The sequence below is a fragment of the Thermaerobacter litoralis genome, from assembly GCF_054654595.1.
This window is the reverse complement of record NZ_BAAIES010000009.1, coordinates 347,738-373,707: the sequence shown is the minus strand read 5'-3', so window position 1 is coordinate 373,707 and position 25,970 is coordinate 347,738. Positions and strand designations below refer to the sequence as shown.

The 25,970-nt window shown below is 73.3% G+C and carries 22 protein-coding genes; 10 read left to right on the top strand and 12 right to left on the bottom strand.

The window, feature by feature from the left end:
- Positions 1 to 198 precede the first annotated feature (198 nt).
- Positions 199 to 1,251, top strand: coding sequence for a tryptophan--tRNA ligase (gene trpS / locus ACYQ02_RS08675; RefSeq protein ID WP_460040047.1), 1,053 nt, complete (start codon positions 199 to 201; stop codon positions 1,249 to 1,251).
- A gap of 344 nt (positions 1,252 to 1,595) precedes the next feature.
- On the opposite strand, the gene ACYQ02_RS08670 is transcribed toward trpS, so the two are convergent.
- Together ACYQ02_RS08670 and ACYQ02_RS08665 are read right to left on the bottom strand one after the other, a co-directional pair.
- Complete coding sequence (locus ACYQ02_RS08670) at positions 1,596 to 2,396, bottom strand: hypothetical protein (RefSeq protein WP_460040046.1); 801 nt, start codon at positions 2,394 to 2,396, stop codon at positions 1,596 to 1,598.
- Positions 2,397 to 2,754: 358 nt separating this feature from the next.
- Positions 2,755 to 3,648, bottom strand: a complete 894-nt coding sequence (locus ACYQ02_RS08665) for a sulfurtransferase (protein WP_460040045.1) — start codon at positions 3,646 to 3,648, stop codon at positions 2,755 to 2,757.
- A 177-nt stretch (positions 3,649 to 3,825) separates the two neighbouring features.
- Between ACYQ02_RS08665 and ACYQ02_RS08660 the strand changes: the two genes are divergently transcribed.
- Positions 3,826 to 4,272, top strand: a complete 447-nt coding sequence (locus ACYQ02_RS08660) for an iron-sulfur cluster assembly scaffold protein (protein ID WP_460040044.1) — start codon at positions 3,826 to 3,828, stop codon at positions 4,270 to 4,272.
- Positions 4,273 to 4,393: 121 nt separating this feature from the next.
- Here the strand turns inward: ACYQ02_RS08660 and ACYQ02_RS08655 are convergent, their stop codons facing one another.
- Together ACYQ02_RS08655 and ACYQ02_RS08650 are read right to left on the bottom strand one after the other, a co-directional pair.
- A complete protein-coding gene (locus ACYQ02_RS08655; RefSeq protein ID WP_460040043.1) occupies positions 4,394 to 5,629 on the bottom strand; it encodes an RluA family pseudouridine synthase in 1,236 nt (411 codons plus the stop codon).
- Positions 5,630 to 5,716: 87 nt separating this feature from the next.
- Positions 5,717 to 6,379: a DUF1614 domain-containing protein gene (locus ACYQ02_RS08650; protein ID WP_460040042.1), complete on the bottom strand. Its 663-nt coding sequence runs from the start codon at positions 6,377 to 6,379 to the stop codon at positions 5,717 to 5,719.
- A 229-nt stretch (positions 6,380 to 6,608) separates the two neighbouring features.
- Between ACYQ02_RS08650 and ACYQ02_RS08645 the strand changes: the two genes are divergently transcribed.
- Positions 6,609 to 7,481, top strand: coding sequence for a hypothetical protein (locus tag ACYQ02_RS08645; RefSeq protein ID WP_460040041.1), 873 nt, complete (start codon positions 6,609 to 6,611; stop codon positions 7,479 to 7,481).
- Between the two features lie 186 nt (positions 7,482 to 7,667).
- Here ACYQ02_RS08645 and ACYQ02_RS08640 read toward each other — a convergent pair whose 3' ends face one another.
- The 5 genes from ACYQ02_RS08640 to ACYQ02_RS08620 form a co-directional block, all read right to left on the bottom strand.
- Complete coding sequence (locus tag ACYQ02_RS08640; RefSeq protein WP_460040040.1) at positions 7,668 to 9,143, bottom strand: GntP family permease; 1,476 nt, start codon at positions 9,141 to 9,143, stop codon at positions 7,668 to 7,670.
- Positions 9,144 to 9,148: 5 nt separating this feature from the next.
- The gene (gene pdxA, locus ACYQ02_RS08635; RefSeq protein WP_460040336.1) at positions 9,149 to 10,243 is read right to left on the bottom strand and encodes a 4-hydroxythreonine-4-phosphate dehydrogenase PdxA; all 1,095 of its coding nucleotides are present in this window, start codon (positions 10,241 to 10,243) and stop codon (positions 9,149 to 9,151) included.
- Positions 10,244 to 10,374: 131 nt separating this feature from the next.
- Positions 10,375 to 12,090, bottom strand: coding sequence for a four-carbon acid sugar kinase family protein (locus ACYQ02_RS08630; RefSeq protein ID WP_460040039.1), 1,716 nt, complete (start codon positions 12,088 to 12,090; stop codon positions 10,375 to 10,377).
- 14 nt (positions 12,091 to 12,104) lie between these two features.
- The gene (locus ACYQ02_RS08625; RefSeq protein WP_460040038.1) at positions 12,105 to 12,881 is read right to left on the bottom strand and encodes a DeoR/GlpR family DNA-binding transcription regulator; all 777 of its coding nucleotides are present in this window, start codon (positions 12,879 to 12,881) and stop codon (positions 12,105 to 12,107) included.
- A gap of 480 nt (positions 12,882 to 13,361) precedes the next feature.
- Entirely contained in the window at positions 13,362 to 14,108 is a 747-nt protein-coding gene (locus tag ACYQ02_RS08620) for a hypothetical protein (protein WP_460040037.1), read from the bottom strand.
- Positions 14,109 to 14,433: 325 nt separating this feature from the next.
- Here ACYQ02_RS08620 and ACYQ02_RS08615 point away from each other — a divergent pair, with 325 nt between their 5' ends.
- Positions 14,434 to 15,423 carry a TerC family protein gene (locus tag ACYQ02_RS08615; protein ID WP_460040036.1) on the top strand — a complete coding sequence of 330 codons (990 nt, stop codon included), beginning with the start codon at positions 14,434 to 14,436 and terminating at the stop codon, positions 15,421 to 15,423.
- A 98-nt stretch (positions 15,424 to 15,521) separates the two neighbouring features.
- Here ACYQ02_RS08615 and ACYQ02_RS08610 read toward each other — a convergent pair whose 3' ends face one another.
- The gene (locus ACYQ02_RS08610) at positions 15,522 to 16,016 is read right to left on the bottom strand and encodes an NUDIX hydrolase (RefSeq protein WP_460040035.1); all 495 of its coding nucleotides are present in this window, start codon (positions 16,014 to 16,016) and stop codon (positions 15,522 to 15,524) included.
- 95 nt (positions 16,017 to 16,111) lie between these two features.
- Complete coding sequence (locus tag ACYQ02_RS08605; protein ID WP_460040034.1) at positions 16,112 to 17,308, bottom strand: ABC transporter ATP-binding protein; 1,197 nt, start codon at positions 17,306 to 17,308, stop codon at positions 16,112 to 16,114.
- A gap of 320 nt (positions 17,309 to 17,628) precedes the next feature.
- On the opposite strand from ACYQ02_RS08605, the gene ACYQ02_RS08600 reads away from it, so the two are divergent.
- From ACYQ02_RS08600 to ACYQ02_RS08575, 6 genes are all read left to right on the top strand, one after another.
- Positions 17,629 to 18,852, top strand: a complete 1,224-nt coding sequence (locus tag ACYQ02_RS08600) for an ABC transporter substrate-binding protein (RefSeq protein ID WP_460040033.1) — start codon at positions 17,629 to 17,631, stop codon at positions 18,850 to 18,852.
- A gap of 6 nt (positions 18,853 to 18,858) precedes the next feature.
- The gene (locus ACYQ02_RS08595; protein WP_460040032.1) at positions 18,859 to 19,812 is read left to right on the top strand and encodes a carbohydrate ABC transporter permease; all 954 of its coding nucleotides are present in this window, start codon (positions 18,859 to 18,861) and stop codon (positions 19,810 to 19,812) included.
- A 161-nt stretch (positions 19,813 to 19,973) separates the two neighbouring features.
- The gene (locus ACYQ02_RS08590; protein ID WP_460040031.1) at positions 19,974 to 20,816 is read left to right on the top strand and encodes a carbohydrate ABC transporter permease; all 843 of its coding nucleotides are present in this window, start codon (positions 19,974 to 19,976) and stop codon (positions 20,814 to 20,816) included.
- Positions 20,817 to 21,350: 534 nt separating this feature from the next.
- Positions 21,351 to 22,982: a maltose alpha-D-glucosyltransferase gene (gene treS / locus ACYQ02_RS08585; protein WP_460040030.1), complete on the top strand. Its 1,632-nt coding sequence runs from the start codon at positions 21,351 to 21,353 to the stop codon at positions 22,980 to 22,982.
- Between the two features lie 114 nt (positions 22,983 to 23,096).
- Complete coding sequence (locus ACYQ02_RS08580) at positions 23,097 to 24,065, top strand: MBL fold metallo-hydrolase (RefSeq protein WP_460040029.1); 969 nt, start codon at positions 23,097 to 23,099, stop codon at positions 24,063 to 24,065.
- A gap of 23 nt (positions 24,066 to 24,088) precedes the next feature.
- Positions 24,089 to 25,099, top strand: a complete 1,011-nt coding sequence (locus tag ACYQ02_RS08575; protein WP_460040028.1) for an acrylyl-CoA reductase family protein — start codon at positions 24,089 to 24,091, stop codon at positions 25,097 to 25,099.
- Between the two features lie 256 nt (positions 25,100 to 25,355).
- On the opposite strand, the gene ACYQ02_RS08570 is transcribed toward ACYQ02_RS08575, so the two are convergent.
- Positions 25,356 to 25,910, bottom strand: coding sequence for a YkvA family protein (locus ACYQ02_RS08570; RefSeq protein ID WP_460040027.1), 555 nt, complete (start codon positions 25,908 to 25,910; stop codon positions 25,356 to 25,358).
- Positions 25,911 to 25,970: the final 60 nt, after the last annotated feature.

Sequence of the window (25,970 nt, the reverse complement as noted above, 5' to 3'; positions counted from 1 at the left end):
CCGGAGCCGCGGCCAGGGCCGGCCCCGGCCGGACCGGCCCCGGTCGGCGTCGAGGCGTGACGGTGGCGCAGGGGCGGCGTCGACAGGACTTACCGGGAAGGGTAAGATGATGAACACACCGGCAGCCGGGAGCGACCGGACCGCCGGCGGGCGGAAGCCGCCCTTTCACCTGGCGCCGGGAACGGGAGGACGCAAGCGATGGGGCGGAAGCGGGTCTTCAGCGGCATCCGGCCGACGGGCCAGATCCACCTGGGCAACTACCTGGGGGCGATCAAGAGCTGGATCGAGCTTCAGGACCGGTACGAGTGCATCTATGCCATCGTCGACTACCACGGCATGACGACGCCCTACGATCCGGCGGAGATGCGGACCAACGTCAAGGAGCTCCTCATCGACTACCTGGCCGCGGGGGTCGATCCCGAGCGCTCGATCCTGATGGTCCAGTCCGCCGTGCCGGAACACACCGAACTGGCCTGGATCCTGGGCACGGTGACGCCCGTGGCCTGGCTCGAACGGGTGCCGACATATAAGGAAAAGGTCGAGCAGCACCCGGATTATGTCAACCTCGGCCTGCTGTCCTACGGGGTGCTGATGGCGGCGGACATCGTGCTCTACAAGGCCGAGGTCGTCCCGGTGGGCGAAGACCAGCTCCCCCACCTGGAGCTGACCCGCGAGATCGTCCGCCGGTTCCACCACCTGTTCGGGGTCAAGCTGTTCCCCGAGCCCCAGGCCCTGGTCCAGGAAGAGACGGCCCGGATCATGAGCCTGACCGAGCCGGAGAAGAAGATGAGCAAGAGCCTGGGGCCGCGCAGCCTGATTGCCCTGGCCGACCCGCCCGAGGAGATCCGCGACAAGATCATGAAGGCCGTGACCGATACCGGCCCCACGGGCGAGGGGATGAGCCCGGGCGTGGCCAACCTGTTCCACCTGCTCAAGCTCTTCGGCACCGAGGAGGAGTACCGCCAGCTGCGGGCGGAGTACGACGCGGGGACGCTGCGTTATGTCAACCTCAAGCGGACCCTGGCCGATGCCCTGATCCGCAGTTTGGAGCCCTTCCGCCGGCGCCGGGCCCAGCTGGAGAACGACCCGGCCTACCTGGAGCGGGTGCTGCGGGACGGCATCCGGCGGGCCCGGGCCATCGCCCGCGAGACCATTGCGGAGGTCAAGGAGGCCTGCGGCCTGGTCCGGGACGAAGCCGGCCTCTGGGTTTCCGGGGCGGCCGCCAGGCAGACGTCGGTGTCCGCCCAGTAGGGACCTGGCGGTGACCGTGGGGCCTCGAGGGATCGGGCCCGGGCCGCTCCCCTGGGGGGCGCTGGGGCCGGCGGCAGATGGGGTGCCATGGGGCAGGAGCCATTGGGGTGAACCTCAACGGAGCGTTCGGGCCCTCCTGCTGACCGGTCCGGCGGGCGGCGATTGACCTGGCCAGCGCGGTACTCCGGGCGATACCCCCGGGGCCGGCAAGGTGGCTCCCTGCCGGCGCCCCGGGGTCGACCGCTTGCCAGGTCCGATTCAACGATTCAACGAGCGGATCCGCCGGGGCAACCGCCGGGGCCGGAGGTGCCCCCTCCCCCGCCCATCCCGCCACTGCGGGAGCCCTAAGGGCCTGCCGCTCCGGAACCGCCCGAGGCGCCGCTGGCCGCGCCCGCCCGGCCGCCTCCCCCGGCCGTGCCGGTTCCTCCTCCGGAACCGCCCCCGGAGCCGCCGTGGCCGGTTCCACCCCCACCGGACGAACCGGCGGTCCCTCCCATCATGCTGCGCATCATGGCCATCAGATCCGCCCGGAGGGCCGGGTCCTTCATCAGTTCCCGCATGACGTCCACCAGCCGGCGGCGCAGCTCGGGATCCTCGGGGATGCCCTCCAGGAGGTCGACGGTGTTCTCCAGCATCGCGGGCCGGGTCTCCCGGGCCGTCGAGGTGGCCCGAGTGAGCTCGGCGTTGGCGCGCAGGGCGTCGTCCCGCAGGGCCGGTTCGTCCAGAAGGCGGCGTTGTTCCCGGACCACCTCCTCCAGGATCACCCGCCGAGCCTGGGGGTCGGTGGCGATGACCTCGCCCCGGCCGGCGGCGAAGGCCTGCTGAACTTCGGGGTCGTCCGCCAGGGAGGTGACCATCTGCCGCGCCTCCCCGTCGCTGGGCTTGGCCGAGGGCAGGCTGCACCCCGCCGCCAGGGCCGCCACGGTGACGGTGGCCACCACGGCCCCCAGGATGGCGCGGCCCGGCGGGCGGGAACGGGTCCGGTGATGGGTCCGATCGCGGGTCGGGTCGCGAGTCCAGTCGCGGGTCCGGTCGCGGGTCCGGTCGCGCCGCGGCGACCGGGCGATGGATGTTGGGGTGGGAGCGGGGCGCCATGCGGGCCGCGGCCCCCAAAGGCGCTGCCCCCGAACGAGGATCCGCCGCAAGGGAATGACCTCCTTTGGCCACCATCTTCAGGGCTAGAATGGACGAGACGCAGCGGCCTGAAACCGGCGGAAACCCCGGGGCTGGGCAGCGGCCTCGCAGCCCTGGAGCCCTGGGGAAGAACGGCCCGGGCGCGGCCCTGGGGGCGTCCAAGGGGTCCAAACGGGCCGGGCGCCTGGTCCAGAAGCGGGACCAGGCGCCCGGCGGGGTGCGGGTCGGACGGTCGGGGACGAACCGGCCGGTGCGGCACGGGCCGCAGCGGGGGCCGCGGGGCGGCGCCAGCCGCCCGCGGCGCCAGCTGCCGGTTCGTCCCGTGGAGGATGGATGGCCCCGGCGGATGGCCGGGGCCGGTGCGGTGCCTTACCGCTCGATGGGCGCCCGCACCAGGTTGCCCCACTCGGTCCAGGAGCCGTCGTAGTTGCGGACGCTGTCGAAGCCGAGCAGGTACTTCAGGGCGAACCAGGTGTGGGACGAGCGCTCGCCGATCCGGCAGTAGACGATGACGTCGTCGTCGGGCTTGAGGCCCTGTTCCTCCAGATAGATCTTGCGCAGCTGGTCCGCCGGCTTGAAGGTGCCGTCGGGGTTGACGGCCTTGGCCCAGGGGACGTTCTTGGCGCCCTTGATGTGGCCGCCCCGCTGGGCGCCCTCCTGGGGGTAGTTGGCCATGTGGAGCAGCTTGCCGGAGTACTCCTCGGGCGAACGGACGTCGATCAGCGGCTTGCCGAACTCGATGTGGCGCAGCACGTCTTCCTTGAAGGCGCGGATATAGGGGTCGTAGCGGGTGACCGCCTTGTAATTGGTCTTGGGGAAGGACGGGACCTCCCGGGTCAGGGGCCGGCCTTCGGCCTCCCACTTGGCCCGGCCGCCGTCCATGATCTTCAGGTTCTTGTGCCCAAAGAGCTGGAAGACCCAGAAGGCGTAGGCGGCCCACCAGTTGTTCTTGTCGCCGTAGAAGATCACCGTGGTGTCGTTGTCGATGCCCTTCTCGGACATGAGCCGGGCGAACTGCTCGGGCGACAGGTAGTCCCGGACCACCGGGTCCTGCAGGTCCGTCTGCCAGTCGATCTTGACGGCGCCCGGAATGTGGCCGGCCTCATAGAGGGTCACGTCCTCGTCGGACTCCACCAGGCGGTACTTGGTGCTGTTGGGGTCGGTCAACTCGTCCAGGTGCTCGGCCACCCAGTCGGTGCTGACCAGGACCTCGGGGTGGGCGTAGCCCCGCTCCTGGAAGACCTTTTCCATGGCCTCGGACACGGGAACCCCTCCTCGGGAATGGCGAGTTAACTAAATGGAATTGTAAGCAAAGCGGTCCTGTTACGGCAACCATTATGACCGGCCCAGGGGGGAGCCAATCGCGTCCGGCTCCCCGGCATCCCGGGCTGCTCACCCGTGATAAAGTAGACAAAGCGAAGGACCAGGAGGGACCGCACGGTGGAGTGGGACCGCGAGACCCTGATCCAGATCCTGATCGAAGAGGCCCGCAATCCCCGGATGCGCGGCCGGCTGGACGATGCGGACGTCACGGTGTCGGGAGGCAACCCCGGTTGCGGGGACGTGGTGCAGGTCTACCTCAAAGGGACCGGCGACGGCCACGGCATCGCCGACGTCCGGTTCGAGGGCAGCGGCTGCAACGTCAGCCAGGCGGCGGCCTCCATGCTGCTCCAGAAGGTGGTCGACGACGGCCTCACCATGGACCAGGTGTTGGCCTTGCGGGGCGAGGACATGAAGCAGTTCGTGGGCGAATCGGCGCTGGCCACCCGCCCCCGCTGTGCGACCCTGGCCCTGAGCACCCTCAAGGAGGCCGTGCGGCAGTACCGGCGCAACCTGCGGGCCCAGGGCCAGTGGCAGGGGCCCATCGACCCCCACCAGGACGAATAACCCTGCGGCTGCTCGCCTTCCCCGTCGCACCGCCCCTCCGGGTCCTTGCCGGCGGCCTCGGCCCCTCCGGGCCCCTGCCGGCGGCCCCGATGGAGGCTCGTGGGGGGCTGGAGCACGACCGTCACCGGGGTGGCTCGGCCGGCAGCCCCAGCCGCCGGCACAGGGCGACCAGATCGGGCGGCGGTGGGGCCACCAGCTCGATACCGCCGGGAAGAACCAGCCGGTAACAGTGAAGGGCGGGCCGCTCCAGGCCGGCAACCCGCGGCCCGCCGTACTTGCGGTCCCCGGCCAGGGGATGCCCGGAAGCCGCCATCTGGGCCCGGATCTGGTGGGTTCGCCCGGTGATGAGGCGCACCCGGCATAAGGTGAAGCCACCGGCGGATGCCACGGGGTCCACCTCGAGCCGGGCGGTCCGCGCCCGGGCCGGCTCGGCCGCGGCCGGCCTTTCGCCCCCGCGGCCCGCGCCGGCCGGGCTCGCCGGTCCCGCCGGCGTCACCGCACCGGCCACGGGTCCCGGACCGATCCGCCTGGGACCGGTCCGCCCCGGAACGGTCCCCTCCCGCCAGGAGACGGGCGGGCCGGACGCCCCGGCCCCGGCCGCACGATCGCCTTCTTCACCCCCCACCACCTGCGTGACGCGCCGTTGCCGGTCCCGCCAGAGCTGGTGCTGCAAAGGGCCCGGCCGTGGGTGGCCCCGGACCACCGCCAGGTACTCCTTCACGGCCCGGCCGCTGCGCATCCATTCGGCCAGCTGGGCCGCCCCCTGCCGCGTCTTGCCGAAGGCCACGAGCCCCGAGGTGTTCCGATCCAGCCGGTGACCCGGCGACGGCTGGAACAGGGCCCCTGGCGGGAGGGTGCCGCGGCGGGCCAGTTCGTCCCGGACCCAGTCCAGGAGGGTGAACTCGTAACCCCGACCCGTGCCGTGGGTCAGCAGGCCCGCCGGCTTGTCGACGACCAGGAGGTGTTCATCTTCATAGACGACGACGGGCCGGGGTCCGGGGGTGCCGGTCCCGCCATCGGGCGGGCCGGCCTCCTGGGACCGCCCGGGTCGCCGGGCCGTCCGCCCGTCCAGCCGGCCCTGGCGCCCGTCCCAAGGGGTCGCCCCCTGGCGCGTTCGGGGAGGTGCAGCCGGTTGGGCCGGCGGCCGGCCGGCCGGTTCGTCCAGCTCGGCCTCGATCACGTCGCCGGCCCGCAGCACGGCGTTGCGCGCGGCCCGCCGGCCGTTGACGGTGATGCGCCCCTGGCGCAGCAGGCGAAAGACCGCGCTCAGGGGCACGTGGCGGAGCCAGCGGCGCGCCAGGCGGTGGAGGCGCTGGCCCTCGTCGGCGGTGGTGACCACATACCGCAGCCGTTCCATCGCTCCCATTCCTTTTGAACGTTCCTTTGGACGGCGGGGCGCACACCGCGCACCGCGCGGCGCCTCCGGCTGGCGAGCCGCCGCTCCTCACGCCAGGAACGCGGCCAGCACGCCCACGAGGAAGATCCCGTCGAAGACCCCCGCGCCGCCGATGCTGAGCATGCCCGGGCCCATCCGGTCCAGCGCCTTCAGGTTCAAAAGGTCGGCGCCCACCAGGGTGCCCAGGGTGCCGGCGATGTACGCCACCGGCGCCCGGCTGCCCGGCGGTGCCACCAGCAGGGCGATGACGGCGGCGGCCAGGGGTGGGATGAAGGCCGGCAGGACGATGCCGCGTCCGGGAAGCGGGCGCGCCAGCGCCTTGGCGATGGTGGCGACCAGCAGGGTGGCGATGAGGACGGGCAGCCAGGGCGCGCGCCCGGCGCCCAGCAGGTAGAGGCTAAAGAGGGTCGGGATCACCGCGCCGCCAACGTTGACGGCCAGGACCCGCTCGGCCACCCGCGGCGGCTGGACCATGGGGAAGAGCCAGAAGAAGGTGATGGGCGGCACCAGCGGCGGATTCACGGGCACTTGCTGCCGCCGCAGCGGCAGGTTGATGCCGCTGCCCAGCAGCGACAGGGCGAACAACAGGAAGGCGCCCGCCGGGCTCAGCCCCAGGCGCGCGAAGGACAGGGCCGCCACCTGGGCGTAGGTGAAGAAGAACAGCATCGGCAGCGACAAGAGGAAGAACAGCAAGAGGGGCAACAGGGGCACAGCGCATCCTCCCCGGCGGCGCGGCCGGCCGCGACGGCGTCCTGGCGGCTCTCCTGACCGGCCCAGTGCTTCCGCCCGCTGGTGGTAATCGCCATCATCATACCATCCTGGGCGGCGGGCAGGGGGACGCATACTAGGGGCGGCCGCGCGGGCTGCTGCGGCGCCCGGCGGATGCAAGCCGGGACGCGGCCCGCGGGCCTTGACCGATCACCGCCGAGGAGGGACGGCCATGCCCCAAATGGCCCAGCACCAGGCGGCCGAACTGTGGGAGCTCTGCCGCGACCATGCCGTGGCCGGGGCGAAGCTGCGGGCCCTGGCCTCCTGTTGCCAGGACGCCTCCCTGCGGCAGACCCTGGAGCGGCATGCCGGTGAGTTCCAGCAGGCGGCCCAGCGGCTGATGGGCTTCCTGCAGGATCAGGGAGCCTACGGCACCTACGGCGCCTACGGCCAGCACGGCCAGGCGGGCCCGCACGGCCAGGCCGGCACCTGGCAGTGGACGGCCTCGACGGCGTGGCAGTCGCCCTACCAGGCCCAGTGGCAGGCCGGTGGCGCGGCCGGCACGGGCGCGGCGTGGAACGCCCAGCCCTACGGCCACGGGGTGAACCAGGTCTTCGGCGCCGCGGGCGCCCAGGGCCAGCCGCTGGACATCGCCCTGGCGTCCGACTGCCTGCGCATGTGCAAGACCTTCGCCGTCCAGTGCATCTGGGGCGCCACCGAGTGCAGCGAGCCGGCCCGCTCGTACCTGCACCAGCTGGCCGGCGAGCACCTGCGCATGGCGATGGACCACTATCACTGGCTGGAGCGGCACCAGGTCTACGCCTCGCCGCGGATCGACCAGCAGGCGGTCCAGGAGTACACCCACAAGCTGCAGCAGCTCATGCAGGTGGGGCAGGCCGTGGCGGCCCAGGGGCTGGCGCCGGCCAACCGGGCCTTCGCCCCGGCGGGTGCGGCCGGAGCCGGCGCCGGCACGGTGAACCAGGCGCCCTACGCCTACGGGACGAACCCGGCCGGTTCCGGCTACAGCCACCAGGGCCACCCCGCGGCCTACGCCGGCGGCCGGCATGATGCCTACGCCGCCTCGGCGGCTTACGCCCGGACCTGACGGGGACCTGCCGGGACCGTCCGGGCGAGCCGGCCCTGGGGCGGCGCCGGGGTACGGACGCGGGCCGGACCGGAAGGCGGCGCCCGGCCCCACCGGCCGTACGCATCCGAGCGGTTGTAAGCATCAGCGGGGCAACGCGGGGCAAAAGGGGCGGGCCTTGGGGCCCGCCCCGCTCCGCGTGGGGTTTCAGAAGAACAGGCCGTTGACGATGAGCAGCGTCACCAGACCCGTCAGCCAGCCGAGGGTCGAGGGAACCGACCAGGTGAGGATCTGGGTCTTCACGTCGGTGATGCCCAGGGTGCGGTTGATCACCCAGAAGTAGCTGTCGTTGAAGTAGGAGAAGACCATGGACCCCACGGCCGCCGCCTGGGCCGCCATGACCGGCGCCACGTTGAGCGAGGCCAGGATCGGCGCGGTGATGGAGGCGGCGGTCACCATGGCCACCGTGCCGCTGCCCTGAACCAGCCGCACCAGGGTGGCGACCAGGAAGGGAAGCAGCAGGGGCGGCAGGGACATCTGGGCGATCTGCTGGGCGATGAAGTCGCCGGTACCGCTGACCCGCAGCACGTTGCCCAGGGCGCCCCCCGCGCCGGTCACCAGGATGATGATGCCCGCCGAGGCGATGCCCTCCTCCACCCGCTGCAGGACGTCCTCCCGCGACGCCTTGCCCATCAGGCCGTAGACCGCCAGCAAGAGGCCGATGGCCACGGCGATGACCGGGTTGCCGAGGAAGATCAGGTAGGTGGCCACCGGACCCTGCGCCCCCACGGCGGTCAGGGTCGTGTTGAGGAAGATCAGCAGGACCGGCACCACGATGGGGGCAAAGGCGCGCCAGGCGCTGGGCAGCCCTGCCTCCCCGCGGCCGCCCCCGGCCAGCCCCGGGTTCCCCAGGGCTTGGGTGGAACCGGCGGCCGCGTCGGAGGCGCCGGTGATGGGGGCCATGCCGGTGGCCTGGCGGCCCTTGGACCGTTCCCCGGCCTTCCGGGCCCCCGCGGAGCCGGAGCCCGCCCCCGGCGCCGTCTCGACGGTGATGCCGCGGGCCGCGGCCCACCGGCCGATCCAGCGGGCGTAGAGCATGGTGACGATGTAGACGGGGATGGTGATGACCAGGCCCCAGAAGATCATCAGACCCAGGTCGACGTTGAAGGTTCCCGCCGCGGCCAGCGGCCCGGGCGTGGGCGGCACCAGGTGGTGGGTCGACATCAGCCCCGCGGCCAGGGCCACCCCCAGCCCCAGGACGGGCTTGCCGGCCTCCCGGGCCAGGGCCCGCGCCAGGGGCGAGAGGATCACGAACCCGGAATCACAGAAGATGGGGATCGACACCACGGCGCCCGTGGCCCCCAGGGCCCACTCCTCCCGGCCGCGGCCGAACAGGCGCAGGAAGGTCAGCGCCATGCGCTGGGCGGCCCCGGTGACCTCCAGGATGCGCCCCAGCATCACGCCGAACCCGATGACGATGCCGATGCTGGCCAGGGTGTTGCCGAAGCCCTGGGTGATCGCCTTCGCCAGCTCGTCGGGGGCCATCCCGCCCACCAGGCCCGTCAGGGCCGCGGCGGCGATCAGGGCCAGGAAGGTGTGGATCTTGGTCCGAAGGACCATGAAGATCAGGGCGGCGACGCCGAGGACGAGCCCCAGCACCATCTGCGCTCCATCGGGATGCATGCACCTCACGCTCCCCTCTCGACGGGCGCCGGTTCTTCCCCGCCGGACGAACCGGCCCCAGGCTTCAAGGCCTCAGCCTCCACGGACGCCGCTGCCGCCGGCTTGGAGCTGCGGCCCAGCCCCGCCAGCCGGCCGGCCGCCAGGATGGCCCGCTTCATGCTGACGGCGCTGGCCTTGCCCGTGCCGGCGATGTCGAAGGCGGTGCCGTGGTCCACCGACGTGCGGATGAAGGGCAGGCCCAGGGTGACGCTGACGGTGCCCTCGAAGTCCATGCTTTTGGCGGCGATGTGCCCCTGATCGTGATAGAGGGACAGCACCGCGTCGAAGGCGCCCTGCCGGGCCAGGTGGAAGACCGAGTCGGCCGGCACCGGCCCCGAGACGCGGTGGCCCTCCTGCTGGAGCTGGGCCACCGCCGGGGCGATCTCCTCGATCTCCTCCCGGCCCAGGAGGCCGCCGTCGCCGGCATGGGGGTTCAGGGCCGCCACCGCCAGCCGCGGCGCGGCGATGCCCAGGGCCTGCAGGTGCCCCAGGGCCGCGCGGGCCGTGGCGACGATCCGCTCTTTCCGCACCAGGTCCAGGGCCTGGCGCAGGGAGACGTGGCGGGTCAGGAAGAAGATGCGGAGGCCCGCCACCTCGAACATCGTCAGGGGGTCGGGCGAGCCGGTCAGCTCGGCGAAGATCTCCGTGTGCCCGATGTGGGGGACGCCCGCCGCCCGCAGGGCCTCCTTGTGGATGGGCGCCGTGGCCACGGCGTCGACCCGGCCGGCCCGGGCCCAGGCCACCGCCCGCTCGATGTACTGGTAGGCGGCGCGGCCGGCTGCGGCCTGGATCTGGCCCAGGGCGAGATCGGGCGGCACGTTGGCCAGGTCGACCAGGTCCAGGGTGCCCGGCGTGTACAGGCCCTCGGCCGGATCGGCCACCACCCGCACCGCCGGCGCGCCGGGGATGAGGCGGCGAGCCCGTTCCACCGCGGACCGGTCGCCGATAACCAGCGGCCGCAGGGCGTGGTAGACCTCCTCGTCCATCAGGGCCTTGACGACGATCTCGGGACCGATGCCCGCCGGGTCGCCCAGGGTGATGGCCACCAGGGGCCGGTCCAGGCCGGCCCGTCCGGCAGACCCGGCTCGCGCCGCACCGGGAGCGGTCGCCGCCGGCCCGGTGGCGCCAGCGGAACGAGGGTTCGGGGATTCCGTCGCCATCGTCTGCACCTCCTTGCGGGGTTGGGTACGGTTCAGGCCGTCGGCGCAGCCGCCTCCCGGGACCGGGAGGTGCCGCGAGGGGGAGCCGTCACCTCGCCGTCACCATCGCCCCTCGCGTCCCCGTTGCCGGCGGCACCGGCGGCGGTACCTGGCTGCACCCGCCCTTCCAAGAGGCGCACCAGCAGGGTGTCGTCCCCCACCAGGCCGCCCTTGGTGATCACGGCCAATCCCGGCCGGCGCCCGCCCTCCAGCGACCCGGCGGCCACCAGGGGCGCCAGCTCGGCGGTGATGCGCAACGCCCGGGCCTCCAGGGCGGCGGCCACGGCGGCGGCGGTGTCCCCGCCCGTGAGGACCAGCCCGGCCAGGTGGGGCAGGCGGTCGACCAGGGTGGCGGCGAGGACCGCCAGGCTGCGGGCCACCTGCTGGGCGGCGGTGCCGGTCACCGGGGCCTGGGCCCCGGTGGCAGGTCCGCCGCGGCGGGAGCCGGAGGCGGCCGCTGCGTCGGGGCCGGCCCGATCGCAGGAGGGGGCCTCGCCGGCGGGAGCGGCCGTGCCGTGCCGGTCGGTCTCGACCACCGCCACGCCCCAGCGGGACAGGGCCGCCTCGACCTGGGGGAGCAGCTGGCGGCCGCCGCCCTCCGGATCCTCCAGAAGCTGTGCCAGGGGAAGGGAGAGCCGGGGCACGGGCCACCGCTGGGTCAGGGCGGCCAGCTGCCGGTCCGTCAGGCGGGTCAGGCTGCCGGCCACCACGAGCCATGGGCCGCCACCGGGGGCGGCGGCCGGCGGGCCTTGCGGTTCACGCTCCGCGGCCGCCACGGGCGTCGCCTCCAGTGCCGCCGCCGGCGTGCCGGTGGGGTGGCCGGTCATGGGCCGCGGGGCCGGTTCCACCCGGGGCGCGCTGGCGGGGCGGGGCCGGTCGCTGGGACGGCCGTCACCGGGCCCCCCGGTGCCGGCGTGCCGGTTCGCCAGGTGGGCGACCCAGGCGGCGAAGAAGGGCCCCGGGTCGACGGCCAGGACGGGCACCGGGGCGCGGGCCACCAGGGCGGCGACAGCTTCCACATCCTCCTCCCGGGCTGCATCCAGGACCACGGCCCGGGTGCCCGCCCGGTGGAGCGCGGCCAGCCGCTGGGGCAACGCCTCGTCATACCCGGCGGGGCCCGGGGGCAGGTAGGTGACGGGCAGGCCGGACTGGGTGGCCAGGAGGCGCGCCACATCGTCGTCCGTCACGGGCGTGATGGGATCGCGGGCCGCCTCCGTCTCCAGCAGCGGCACGCCGTGGACCCACAGCCGGCCGCCCACCGTGGCCCGGCCGGAGGCCGGGAAGGCCGCCACCACCACCGCCAGGTGGCCGGGCAGGGCTTCCAGGGCTCCGGCCAGTTCGGCCCCCAGGTTGCCGCGCAGGGTGCTGTCGATCCGCTTGCCGAAGAACCGGCAACCGGCTTCGCCCAGGGCGCGGACGGCCTCCCGCACCCGGTGCCGCGCCACGGCCGGTTCCACCGACCGGGAGTGGGTGGGGATCACCCACAGGGCCGGAGCGGGCCCGCCGGGCTGCGGCCCAGCCCCCGCCCCTGCCCCGGCCGCTGCAGCGGCCGCGGCCGCCGCCGGAGCCGCCGGGGAACCCCCTGGCGGGGCGCCGTTCCCATCGGTGAGGCCGGCCAGCCACACCCGGCCGGCGATCCCCGCCCGGGCCGCGACCCGCGCCGCGGTGGCGTTGGCCCCCGTCACGTCGTCGGCCACCAGTCCGAACATGCCGGCTCCTCCTCTCACGACGCGAAGACGACCTCGACGCCCGCTTCCGCCAGGGCCGCCAGCTGCAGGGCGGCGGTGGCCTGGGCCTGGTCGTCGGTGATCAGGGCCGCGATGGGCTCCAAACCGGCGAAACGGGCGAAGGCGCGGCGGCCCAGCTTGCTGTGGTCGGCCACCACGTAGGCGCGCTCGGCCGCGGCCAGCATGGCCTGCTTCACCGGGACCTTCTGCCGGTTGGTGGTGGAGAGGCCGTACACGGCGTCGACCCCGTCGGCCCCCAGGAAGGCGCGGTCGACGTGGGTGGCGCGCAGGTAGGCCTCGGTCTCCGGCCCTTGGAGGCTGTAGACGCCGCGCCGCACCTGCCCGCCGGTCAGGTACACGTCGATGCCGTCCCGGTCCGCCAGCTCCCGGGCGATCAGCAGGTCGTTGGTCACCACCTTGAGGGTGATGCGCGGGGGCAGGTGGCGGGCGATCTCCAGGGTGGTGGAACCGGCGTCCAGGATCACCGTCTCGCCCGACCGGATCAGGGCCGCCGCCGCCCGGCCGATCTTGCGCTTGGCTTCCACCTGGCGGGCGCGCTTGGAGGCGTAGGGCAACTCCCGCGGCGTGGCCGCGCCCACCGGCAGGGCGCCGCCGTGGGTGCGGACCAGCAGGCCGTCGGCTTCCAGGCGCTCCAGGTCCCGCCGCACCGTCATGGGCGAGACGGAGAGCCGCCGGGCGACCTCGGTCACCTGGATGCGCCCCTCTTCCTCCAGCCACTGCAGCACCTGGCGGCGCCGTTCTTCGGCCAGCATGGCGGCATCGCTCCTGTTGGGCCCCGTGATGCCCCCTGGCGCTCCACGGGTCTCCGTCGGTCTCCGTGGCCTGGTCCGGCCTGGTCCCTCGAACCGGACCTACCGCCGGCAGCGGCGCGCCGCGAGCGCGGCGAACCGGCGGAGCCGGCCGGGGGGCCACCGTTCCGGACCGGGCGGTCCGGGGCCCGGCCTGTGCGATGGCGTAAGACTTGATGTTCGTAGTGCTTCGGATGTGTGCGTTTGTGTTCGATATTCGCCGCCCGGTCCGCCACTCCTGCCGGTGAAGCGGCCGTCGCGATCGGGAATGGGTGGCAGGGGCGGCAAGGTGGGGGCAGGGCGGGTAGGGACGGTTGCGCAGGGGCGGGGTGGCAACGGTCGCCGCCGTTGGCGGGGCTCAGCGGTCACAGGGGCGCCAGGGGGATGAGGAGGCTGGTGCTGACGGCGGCCGGACGGGGACGCGGGCCGGGATGCGGCGATCCGTCAGCGGCGGCCCGTGCGGCCGTGGGGGCCGGGGGACACCAGCCGCCAGGCGACGATCAACGCCCAGAGGGCGCCGGGGACCAACGATACCAGAAGAACCGGCACCGCCAGCTCCGGCAAGAGCCAGGCGACGACCATCCCCGGCAGCCCGGGCAGCAGCGCCGCCAGGGCAAGGCCGAGGGAGACGCGGGGCAGGCCCGGGACCCGGGTCCCGGCCGCGGCCAGGTCCCACGCCGCCGCGATCCCGGCCAGCCAGTACAGCCAGGTGGCCACGTACCCGCCCGCCAGGGTGGCGGGCCAGGCCACGGTGAACCAGGAAGGGCTCTGGCCGGCGGGGGTCGACCGGGCCAGCAGGGGCAGGCCGGCGGCCTCCAGCGCCAGCAGCGGGAGCCATACGGCCAGGGCGACCGCGGCCAGCATGGCGCCGGCCCCGCTCAACCCCACCCGGCCGGCCTCCCGCAGGGCTTGGTAGACCAGGTACCAGCCTAGCGACCAGGCGGCCACGCCGAAGCCCAGCCCCCCATGGACGGCGATCCAGCGCAGCGGCGCCCGCCGGACGGCATCCAGCACGGCGGCGGCGTCGGCCGGATCCAGGGTGACGGGGTGGAACGCGGTGCTGGCCGCCGCCAGGATGCCCCCGGCCAGGAGGAGCAGGCCTGCCCAGCGCCCGCTGGCCGTGGAAGCCGCAGCCGGCGGTTCGCCGGGCCCCGCAGGCCCCGTTCGTCCTCGTTCAGCTTGCCGGGCCATCGCCATCCCCCCACCGCCTTCACAGTATGGCCCGGTCCGGACCCCCAGCGCACGGTCCCGGCCCGGCCACCCCCGGCCACCCCCGACCCGGTACCGCCGGCCCGGCAGCGCGGTTCGGGCGGCCCGGGCGCTGGGCCCCCGTTCCGCATTGGTTCGGGCCGCCAGCCTCACCACCGTCCAGGAGTGGTACCTTATAGGTAACGCCCTCGGCGAGGTCACCCCCGGCGGTGCGGGCGGTCGTCCTGCGGCGTCCCGGGGTGCCGCGCGTGGGGTGTACAAGCGGTGCGGCGTCCATCCTGCTTCAAACTCCCGGGAGGCATGATGCGTGGCAGATCTGTGGGAACAGGCGGCACGGTTCTTTGGGCTTGTGTTTGTAGATCTGCTGCTGGCCGGTGACAATGCGGTGGTCATCGCCCTGGCGGCCCGCCGCCTGCACGGGCGGATGCGCCGGCAGGCGATCCTCCTGGGCGCCGGCGGCGCCGTGGGGCTCCGCCTGGCCCTGGCGGCCGCGGTCACGTGGCTTCTGCATATCCCCCTGCTCCAGGCAGTCGGCGGGCTCCTCCTGCTCTGGATCGCCCGCAAGCTGGTGATCGACGACCACAGCGGACACGACAACGTCCGCGAAGCCGCCAACGTTTGGGAGGCCGTCCAGACCATCATCCTGGCCGACGTGGTGATGTCGCTGGACAACGTCCTGGCCCTGGTGGGGGTCTCGGGGGGGCACCTGGGCCTCTTGGTGCTGGGGCTGGCGCTGTCGGTGCCGCTGATCATCTGGGGGAGCTCGCTGCTCAGCGGGCTCATGGATCGCTGGCCCTGGCTGACCTACGTGGGCGCCGGGATCCTGGTCTGGGTGGCCGTCGAGATGCTGCTCAAGGACCGGGTCGTCCACGAGGCCCTGGCCGGCGCGCCCGAACCCGTCTTGCTGGCCGGCCACGTCCTGGCAACCCTGTTCCTGACGGGCCTGTTCATCTTCCAGAGCCGCCGGCCCGCCGCGACGCCCGCGCCGGAGGTGGCCGCGGGGAGCGCGCCTGCCGCCGGCACCGGGTCCCGCCAGACCGATGCCGTGTCGGACGAACCCGGCAAGCGCGCCCCATCCTCCCACGCGGGCCACGGGGACGGCCGCGTCCCCTCCTCACCGGCTGAACCGGTTCCCGGTGCTCCGGCCGGCGGCACCGCCACCCGCAACGGATCGGAAACCGGCGGGCGGTCCCGGCCGGGGTCCGCGACCGACCCGGAGCCACGGCCGGCGCCGGTAGCTCCGGCCGTGGCGCGGGGCCATCGCAAGCCGCAAGACCCACCCCCCGGCGAGGCGTGAGCCGAGAGCCCCTGGTGAGGAAGCAAGTCCCAAGTCCCTGGCGCGGGCCGGCGAATCCCTGGCGGAGGGGCAAGGCCGAAGTCCGGTGGCGTAGGGTGCTAGGATTTGGCCGGTTCGTCCCGGTACACCAGGTCGCAGGTGGTCACGGGCGGGTGGGCCAGCGCTTCGCACAGGAAGGGCGGCAAGAGCCGCACGCCGTGGCCGAGGTCATCAAGGGGGAACCAGCGGAAGGTCAGCAGGTTGGGCCCATCCTGCCGGTGGCTTGATTGCCCCCGCGCCGGGACCCGTCCGCCCGGGGAATCGGGCAGCGTCACCCGGTAGTAGAACCCCAGCTCGTGAAACCGCCGCCCTTGCAAGGTAAAAAAGGATTCGACAACCCAGAGCAGGCGGCCCACCTGGACGTTGACGCCGAGCTCCTCGTGCAGTTCCCGGTGCAGGGCAGCGCCCGTCGCCTCGCCCCCTTCGACCCGGCCACCGGGTAGGAACCAGTAATCGGTGCCGGCGACCTGGTTCAGAAGAACATGGTCGCCGGCGAGGATCACGCCGGCGACCCGCAGGTTGAAGCGCACGCCGTCCACATCGAAGCTGAGCACCCGGCCGGGGCCTCCTTGTCTTGTCTGCTCCGGGCCCACCGGCCGGCCGTGTTGCCCGGGGGCACCGGTCGACCGGTTGACCCCACGCCGTACCGCTAAGCCGGCACCACCGCCGCCAGCTCCCGGACCGACTGCTCGGTGGCGGCGTCGAACAGGTGCAGGTGCTCGGCGTCCAGGGTCAGCGCCAGCCGGTCGCCCGGGCGTACCGCCAGCCGCGGGTCGACCCGCACCGTCAGGCTCACCGGCCCCGCCGTCACGTACACGAAGGTCTCGGCACCCAGCGGTTCGACCACCTCGACGGTGGCCACCAGGTGGGCTCCCGGGGCGTCGCCGCCGCTCCCGGCCGCGTCCGCCGGCCGGGCGTGGATGTGCTCCGGCCGGATCCCCAGCAGGACCTCCCGTCGCCCGCTGGCCGCCCCCAGGCCTCCTTGCGTCTCCCCGCCGGTGGAACCGGTCCCGCCCGCGACGTACGCCTCGGCCGCCTCCGCCAGCTCGCCCTCCACGCGGCAGGTCAGGCCGGCACCCGCAAAGCGCACCTCCCCGTCGCCGCGTTCCACCACCCCACGGATGAAGTTCATGGGCGGCGAGCCGATGAAGGAGGCCACGAACACGTTGGCCGGCCGCGCGTAGATCTCGTGGGGCGTCGCTACCTGCTGAAGCTTCCCGTCCCGGAGCACGGCGATGCGGTCGCCCAGGGTCATAGCCTCCACCTGATCGTGGGTCACGTAGATCGTGGTGGTGCCCAGGCGCTGGTGCAGCCGGGCCAGCTCCGTGCGCATCTGCACCCGCAGCTGGGCGTCCAGGTTGGAGAGGGGTTCGTCCATCAAAAACACCTTCGGATCGCGGACGATGGCGCGCCCCAGCGCCACCCGCTGCCGCTGGCCGCCCGAGAGCTGGGCCGGCCGGCGCTTGAGCAGGTTCGTCAGGCCCAGGGTCTCCGCGGCCTGGCGCACCCGGCGGTCGATCTCGTCCCGCGGCACCTTGCGCATCCGCAGGCCGAAGGCCATGTTGTCGTAGACCGTCATGTGGGGGTAGAGGGCGTAGTTCTGGAAGACCATGGCCACGTCCCGGTCCTTGGGCGGGACGTCGTTGACCAGGCGGTCGCCGATGTAGACCTCCCCTTCGCTCACGTCCTCGAGGCCAGCGATCAGCCGCAGCAGCGTCGACTTGCCGCAGCCCGACGGCCCCACCAGGACCAGGAACTCCCCGTCGGCGATGTCCAGGGAGACCCCGTCCACCGCCACGGTGGAGCCGAAGCGCTTCGTCACGTCCACCAGCCGGACCTCTGCCATGCTCGGATCCCCCATCGTCGTGAAGGTTCCCGCCGTCGAAGGTTCCCACCAGGTGCGCAGGTTGGGTACGAAGGGGCCGGGTTCCGCAAAGGCTCCACGTGGGTTCCTAAAAATCAACAATTCGACACCCACCCCTTCCCTCCTGCCCGTGGGCAATTGCGGGCGCAGTTGCGGGTATTTCCATCAAGCGGGGTCCACCGGAAAGAGCGACCCACCAGGCGATGGCGACCGCCGCCAGGCCGCCGGCAGCCGGTGTGGTAATAAAAAGAAACGGGGGATTCTCCCTCCCCCGAACACACACCAGCCCGGAGGTGGGAACCATGGGGCGGATCGGACGCTGGACCGCGCTGGTCGTGCTGGCCGCGCTGCTGCTCACGGCCTGCGGCCAGGGCGGCTCCGGAGGCCAGGACGCGCAGGGCACCGGCGGGGACCAGGCGGCGGACCGGTTGACGGTCATCGGTCCCTGGTCGGGCCCGGAGATGGAGCAGTTCCTCCCCGTGCTGGAAGAGGCGGAGCGGCGGCTCGGGGTCACCATCGAGTACCAGACCCAGCGCTATGAGGACCTGGCCCAGGTCCTGCCGGCCCAGTTCGAAGCCGGCGAGACCCCGGCCGACGTGATCTTCATGTGGGATTGGTGGATCAAGGAGCACGCCGCCGACGCCGCCGACCTGGGCGACGTCTGGCAGGCCGAGGCCTCCGCCTTCCGCATGCCCGCGGCCGAGGCGGATGGCCGGGTGGTCGCCGTCCCCTACGCCCTGACGGTCAAGCCCGGTTTCTGGTACCGCAAGTCATTCTTCGCCGAGCACAACCTCCAGGTGCCGTCCACGTGGGAGGAGTTCATGGCCCTCTTGGAGCGCCTGGCCGCCATCGACGGCATCCAGGCGCCGGTGGCCAGCGGCGACGGCACCGGCTGGCCGCTGTCCGACGTGGTCGAGCACTTCTTGATCGCCTTCGGCGGGCCCGACCTGCAGCGCGGGCCGATCGAGGGCCGGGTGGCGTGGACCGACCCCCAGGTCCAGGCCATCTTCCGGGACCGGCTGGTGCCGGCGCTGGAGTACTTCAGCGACCCCATGGATTGGACCCAGGCGGCCCAACTGTGGTGGCAGGGGGAGTATGGCCTCTACTTCATGGGCAACTGGCTGACCGGCATGGTGGAGGACCCCTCCGACCTGGGCGTCTTCCCGTTGCCCGGCGCCAAGGGGATGGTGGCCGCCACGGACTACATGTTCGTCCCCCAGCATAGCCCGCGGGTCGAACAGGCCAAGCGGCTGGTGGCCTTCCTGATCAGCCGCGAGGGCATGGAGCTGCGGGTGCGGCAGGGCGGTAAGCTCTCCGGCCGCAACGACGTGCCGGCCGACGCCCACCCCGCCGTCGACCAGCAGGTGGTGCAGCTGCTCGAGGGTGCCGAGCTGCTGCCCGACCTGGACGATGCCATCGGCGGCGACTGGCAGCGCACCTTCTGGGACCAGCTGAAGCTGCTCTGGGTCGATCCCGGCCAGTGGCAGGGGGTGCTGGAACGCCTGGAGCAGGAGCGGGGGAGGTGAGCCGCGGTGAGCCTCCCCGACCAGCCCTTGGGACTGGGGACGAACCGGCCCGATCCCACCCCCGTCGCCCCCCGGCGCCGGGGGTGGGATCCCCTCTGGCTGGCGGCACCGGCCCTGCTGCTGGTGCTGGGCCTGGTCGTCGTCCCGGCCGTCCAGACCCTGTGGCTCGCCTTCACCGGCCCCGACGGCCGCTGGACGGGTCTCGCCGCCTTCGCCGCCGTGCTCCGGGACCCGGAGACCTGGGCACCGGGCCGCTTCCCTCTGGAATCGCCGCCGTGGGGTTCGGTCCTCCACAACCTGGTGTGGATCCTCATCCACCTGCCCCTGACCGTGGGGCTGGGGCTGCTCCTCGCCCTGGTGCTGCGGGAGGTCCGGGGCGCCACCCTCCTGCGGGCCTTCGTCTTCCTGGGCATGGTGACGCCCCTGGTGGTGGGCGGGGTGCTGATCCGGTTCCTCTTCGATGAAAACGCGGGCGTGGTGCCCGCCGTATTCCGGGCCTTGGGCGTCGACGCCCTGGCCCGGACCTGGACGGCCTATCCCCAGCTGGCCCTGCCCGCCCTGATCCTGGGTTCCGTCTGGCTGTGGGCCGGGTTTGCCATGGTCCTCTACGCGGCCGGCCTGGGCACGATCCCGCGGGCCTACTACGAGGCGGCCATGGTCGACGGCGCCGGCTGGTGGGCCCGCTTCCGGCACATCACCTGGCCGGCCCTGCGCCCGGTGACGGCGGTCGTCGTGGCGATGACGGTGCTGTGGGAACTGAAGATCTTCGACCTGGTCTACACCGCGACCCAGGGCGGCCCCGGCGGGGCCTCCATGGTGCTGGCCCTGCAGATGTACTTCTACGGCTTCCGCTCCCTGGACCCCCACCGGGCGGCCGCGGTGGCCACCCTGCTGACCCTCTGCACCCTGCTGATCGGCCTCTGGTTCCTGCGCACGGCGGAAGGGGGCGAGCGCCCGTGAAGCCCGGACAACCCAGCCCGCTCCCTGGGAGCGGTGGGGCCGGTCCCCGGTCCCGGCAGGCCGTTCCCCGGTGCCGTTGGGCCGGTTCCCAGAGCCGGCGGGCCGGTCCCCAGGGCCATCCGGCCGCGACCCGTCCCGCCGCGGCCCGCCCCGGAGGCCGGATGCCCGCCAGCCGCCGGCGGTGGGCGGCCGCCCTCCTGCGCCACGCCCTGGCGTGGGGGCTCGGGCTGCTGTGGGTCGTCCCCTTCGCCGGGGTGGCCATGAGCGCCCTGCGGCCCTCCGGCGAGCTCCTCCACGGCTGGTGGCGGCTGGAACCCTTGACCTTGAGCGGCGCCAACTTCAGCCGGGTTCTCCACCACCCGACGGCGGCCATGGCGGAGGGCCTGCTCAACTCCCTGCGGGTCGCGGTGCCGGGCACCCTGCTGCCCCTGCTGCTGGGGTCCCTGGCGGCCTACGGCCTCTCCCGCTCCCGCTCCCGCACCCGGCGCCCGTTGATGATGGGGGTCGTCCTGCTCCTGGCGGTGCCCCAGCAGATGGTGGCGGTGCCCCTGTTCCGCCTGCTGCGGGACGCGGGCCTGGTCAACACCTACACCGGCCTGGTCCTGGCCCACACGGCCTGGGCGCTGCCGTGGATGATCCTGTTCTTCCGCAACTACTTCGCCACGTTGCCGGGCGAGGTGGAGGAGGCGGCCCTGCTGGATGGGGCCGGCCGCTGGCAGATCTTCCTGCGGGTGATCCTGCCCATGAGCCTGCCTGCCCTGGCGTCGGCCGCGGCGCTGCAGTCCACCTGGGTCTGGAACGACTTCTTTCTGGCCCTGGTGCTGGTGTACCGGCCGGACCTGCTGCTGGCCACCCAGCGCATCCCGCTGCTGCGCGGCCAGTACCACGTGGACTGGGGGTTGCTCTCGGCGGCGGCGCTGCTGGTGATGGCCGTGCCGGTGCTGGTGTTCGCCCTGCTGCAGCGGTACTACGTCAAGGGTTTGGTGGGCTGGACCCTGAAGTGAACGGGGCATGGAAAGCGAAACGGGGGCACGGTGTGATGGCCCGGTGAAAGGTGAAAGCGGTGCCGCGGCCAAAACGGTGCGCGGTGAAGCCTGCGCCGCCTGATGGCGGCGTTGGGCGCCCCAGGGCGGCTGGGACAGGCAAGGGCCGCGCCCGCCGGTCCGGCGCCCCTTGACCGGGCTCCGGGCGCCTGCATAGGATGTTGCCCCGGATGCTGCATCCCTGTGGGAGGGACCGGTGGCGTGCAGGCGCCTGAGGGACAGGCCGGCCAGCCGGCGGCCGGCCGCGATGGCTCCCCGCCGGCGACGGGTGACGGTGGCTCGGCAAAGGCCGATGGTGTGGCGACGGCGCTGGTGGCGGTCCGGGAGGGGAACCCGGGCACCGGGCCCCTGATCCCGGCCCCGGCGCCCGGGAAGGCGTCAGGGCCGGGGTCGACCCCGCCCGCCAGGGCGGGCGCCTCGCCGAACAAGGCAAAGGCGTCCCCGGCCCCGCGCCGGCCGGCGCCGGGCGGTGCCCCACAGCCGGTTCCACCGTCCTTGTGGTACAAGGACGCGGTGATCTACGAGCTGCACGTGCGGACCTTCGCCGACGGCAACGGCGACGGGATCGGCGACTTCCGCGGCCTCACGGCCAAGCTGGACTACCTGCAGGAGCTGGGGGTCACCGCCCTCTGGCTCTTGCCCTTCTATCCCTCGCCCCTGGCGGACGACGGCTACGACATCGCCGACTACACGGCCGTCCACCCGGCCTACGGCACCCTGGCGGAATTCCGGCGGTTCCTCAACGAGGCCCACCGCCGCGGCATCCGGGTGATCGCCGACCTGGTGCTGAACCACACCTCCCGCCAGCACCGCTGGTTCCAGCGGGCCCGGCGGGCGCGGCCCGGCAGCCGCTGGCGGGACTTCTACGTCTGGAGCGACACGGCCGACCGGTACCGGGGGGTGCGGGTGATCTTCCCCGACTTCGAAGAGGGGAACTGGACCTGGGATCCGGTGGCGGGGGCTTACTACTGGCATCGCTTCTACGCCCACCAGCCCGATCTGAACTACGCCAACCCCCTGGTCCGCCGGGCCATGCTGCGGGTGGTCGACTTCTGGTTGCGCCTGGGTGTCGACGGCTTCCGCCTGGACGCTGTGTCCTACCTCTTCGAAGCGGAGGGGACCTCCTGCGCGGGGCTGCCCGAGACCCACGCCTTCGTCCGCGAGCTGCGGGCCCACGTGGAGGCCCGGTATGGCGAGCGGGTGCTGCTGGCCGAGGCCAACGAGCCGCCGGCCGAGCTGGCCCGCTACCTGCAGGGCGACGAGTGCCACATGGCCTTCCACTTCCCCCTGATGCCGCGGCTGTTCCTGGCCCTGGCCCGGGAGGAGGCGGCGCCGATCTGGCAGGTGCTGCGGGACGAACCGGCCATCGCCCCGGCCTGCCAGTGGGCCCTGTTCCTCCGCAACCACGACGAGCTGAGCCTGGAGATGGTGAGCCCCGAGGAGCGGGAGGCGTTGCTGGACGCCTACGCGCCCGACCCCCAGGCCCGGGTCAACCTGGGCATCCGGCGGCGGCTGGCCCCGCTTCTCGGCAACGACCGGCGGCGGCTGGAGCTGGCTTATGGGCTGCTCTTCTCCCTGCCGGGCACGCCGGTGATCTACTACGGCGACGAGATCGGGATGGGGGACAACATCTACCTCCCCGACCGGCACGCCGTGCGGACGCCGATGCAGTGGAGCGGCGGGCGGAACGCGGGCTTCTCCACGGCCAACCCCCAGCGGCTCTGCGCGCCGGTGGTGGTCGACCCGGCGTACCACTACGAAGCGGTCAACGTGGAGGCCCAGCTGGCCAGTCCCGATTCGTGGCTGAACTGGGTGCGGCGGCTCATCGCCGTGCGCAAGGGGCTGCCGGCGCTGGGCCGCGGCAGCCTGGAGCTGGTCGAGGCCGACAATCCCCGGGTGCTGGCCTTCATCCGGCGCCACGGCGATCTGGCGGTTCTGGTGGTGGCCAACCTGTCCCGCTACGTCCAGGGGGTCCGGCTTGGCCTCGGGCCGTACCGGGGCGCCATACCTGCCGACGCCTTCGGCGGCTCGGCCCTGCCTCCGGTGGGGGAGGAGCCGTACTTTCTGACCCTGGGTCCCCACGGGTTCTACTGGTTCGTCCTGCGCCGGCCGCCGGCCGGGTTGTAACGGGGCACGCCCGCGGTATGCGGCCCGCCTCCCGCGCGGCCTGCCGGCAGGCACCGGCCGCCGGTTCGCGTAATGTATCCCTGCTGGAAGATGGCAAGCAGAGGGGGCGGGGCCGTGACCGCCAACGTAAGCGAGCGCGGGGCCGGTTGGGTGGCCCCCGACACCTTCGTTGTAGACCTGCGGGAGGGCGGCCAGGCCGAGCGCACGGCCGGGTTCCTCATCCGGGCACCCCGCCCGGCGCTGATCGAGACGGGCGGCCGGGCCGGCGTCCAGGCATGGCTGGAGGCCCTCGAGCAGCAGGGAGTTCCCCGGGACGAGATCGCCTACATCATCCTGACCCACATCCACCTGGACCACGCGGCGGGGGCCGGTACCCTGGCCCGGCTGCTGCCCCGGGCCCAGGTGGTGGTCCACCCGCGGGGCGCCCGGCACCTGCAGGATCCGACCCGGCTGGTGCAGGGAGCCCGGGCGATCTTCGGGGATCGCCTGGAAAGCCTCTTCGGCCTGCCCGAGCCGGTGGCTGCGGAGCGGATGCTCACGCCGGAGGACGGCGAGACCCTGGATCTGGGGGCCGGCCACCGGCTGCGGTTCATCGCTGCCGGCGGCCATGCCCGGCACCAGTACATGATCCTGGATGAGGGCACAGGGGCTCTGGTCACCGCCGACGAGGCGGGGGTCCGCTATCCCGCCCTTTGCCGGCGCCTGGGCCGGGACTACCTCCTGCCTTCCACCGCGCCCAACCAGTTCGACCCGGAACGCATGCTCCAGTCCGCCCGGCGGCTGCCCCAGTTGCGCCCGGCCACGATGCTGCTGCCCCATTTTGCGGCCACCAGCCTGTCGCCCGAGGAGATCGCCGAGCGCCTGGAAGAACAGGTGCCCCTGTTCGTGGCCTGCGGGCAGGCGGACGGGCGGCCGGCCGGCCCGGAGGAGACCCGCCGCCGCCTGGCCGAGCACATCCGCCGCGACGCGGAGGCCCACGGCCTGGACTGGGCTGAGGTGGAACCCGCCGTGGCCCTGGACCTGGACATCTGTGCCTTCGGCATCGCCGATTACCTGCAGCGCCGGGCGCAGGGGAAGGCCTGAAACATCCACAAGGGGGACCTGCCATGACTCCAGCGGTGGCGGAGTCTTTCAGGGCTTACCTGGTCGAGCGGGACGGCGACGGCAGCCTGCGCCAGGGGGTGCGTACGCTGGGTGCCGGCGACCTGCCGCCGGGCGAGGTAACCCTTCGCGTCGCCTATTCCGGCGTCAACTACAAGGACGGCCTGGCCAGCCGGCCCGACGGCCGGGTGGTGCGATCCTATCCCATGGTGCCGGGTATCGACCTGGCCGGCAAGGTGGTGGAGTCGGCCGATCCCCGCTTCCGGCCCGGGGATCCTGTCCTGGTGACGGGTTTCGAGCTGGGGGTCAGCCACTACGGGGGCTACGCCGAATACGCGCGGGTGCCCGCCCAGTGGGTCGTGCCGTTGCCCCGCGGCCTCGACCTGCGGGAGGCGATGATCCTGGGCACGGCGGGGTTCACCGCCGCCCTGGCCCTCCATCGCCTGGAAGAACACGGCCTGGCGCCGGGCCAGGGCCCGGTCCTGGTCACCGGCGCCACGGGCGGCGTGGGTTCTGTGGCCGTGGCCATCCTGGCCCGCCGCGGGTATGAGGTGGTGGCCAGCACGGGCAAGGCCGGCGCGGTGGAATACCTCAAGCGCCTGGGGGCCAGCCGGGTCATCCCCCGCAGCGAGGTGGCGGTGCAGGGCGGAAAGCCGCTGGAGAAGCAGCTTTGGGCGGCAGCCATCGATGCGGTGGGTGGCGACACCCTGGCCCATGTGTTGCGGACCACCCGTTACGGGGGCGCCGTGGCGGCCGTAGGCCTCACCGGGGGCAGCCAGCTGAACACCACCGTCTTCCCCTTCATCCTGCGGGGCGTCTCCCTGCTGGGCATCGACTCGGTCTACTGCCCGATGCCCCTGCGCATGCGGATCTGGCAGCGGCTGGCCGGCGATTTGCGGCCGCCCGCCCTGGACGCCTTGGTCTGCCGCGAGGTGGGGCTGGACGAGCTGCCCGAGGCCTTCGCAGACGTTCTGGCCGGCCGGGTGCGGGGGCGGATCCTGGTCCGCGTGGCGTGAGCTCCGGTCCCCGGCGGGGAACGTTCCCTGCCGGGGACCGGGCCCGGGTGGGGGTGGCTCCGGGCACGGGGGCTCCGGCCGCCTTGGGCTCCGGATGGCACTCTGATGAGCCCTTATGGACCCTGTGGACCCTGTGGACCCATCCCCGGGGTGGAGCACGAGAGGGTCCATGCGATGGAGTCTAGGGGGCCTGCCCCTGGTTCTGGGTGCCGTTCAGGCCGGCCAGGCCGTGATGCCGGCCCGCCACGGGCCGGCATCACGGCCTGGCCCGGGAGCGGCGAGACAGGCGGGCCCGCAGGCGGCGGGCCAGCCGGGCCCCGGCGTGAAGACCCAGCCGAGCGACAACGCGGGCCCCGCCGCGTCCCAGCCGCCAAGCACCGCGCCCTGTGGCGGCCACCAGATCGCGGGAGAGGCCCCAGACCAGGCGCCAGTCGTGTTCCACGGTGGCGCTGTCGAGCCCTGCCTGCCGCAGCAGGGAGGAGCGAACGGGCGCGGGCAGGGACCGCAGGGCCAGGCGCAGGGTGAAGAGCGCCACCAGCAGGTCGTCCAGCTGGCCCAGCACGGGGACAAAGCCCGGCAGCGGGTCGAGGGGTGCCAGGAGGTAGGCGAGGCCCGCCAGAACCAGCCGGCGGGCACGCCCGCCACCGGGGACCCCGTTCCGCCGGTTCAGGGCCAGGATGAGGCGGGCCAGCTGCGCGTACTGGGGCAGGCGGGCGGCCAGCTGCCGCAGGCGACGCCAGCGTTCCCCCCGCAGGGACTCCGCGCCCGTCGAGCGGGGGCGGTGGTCTGGGGTGGCCGGCTCGGAGACCATGGCGGCGGCCCCTCCTTTCGCCTCCCGACGGTGGCCGGGCCAGACCGCCCGGCGCCTCGG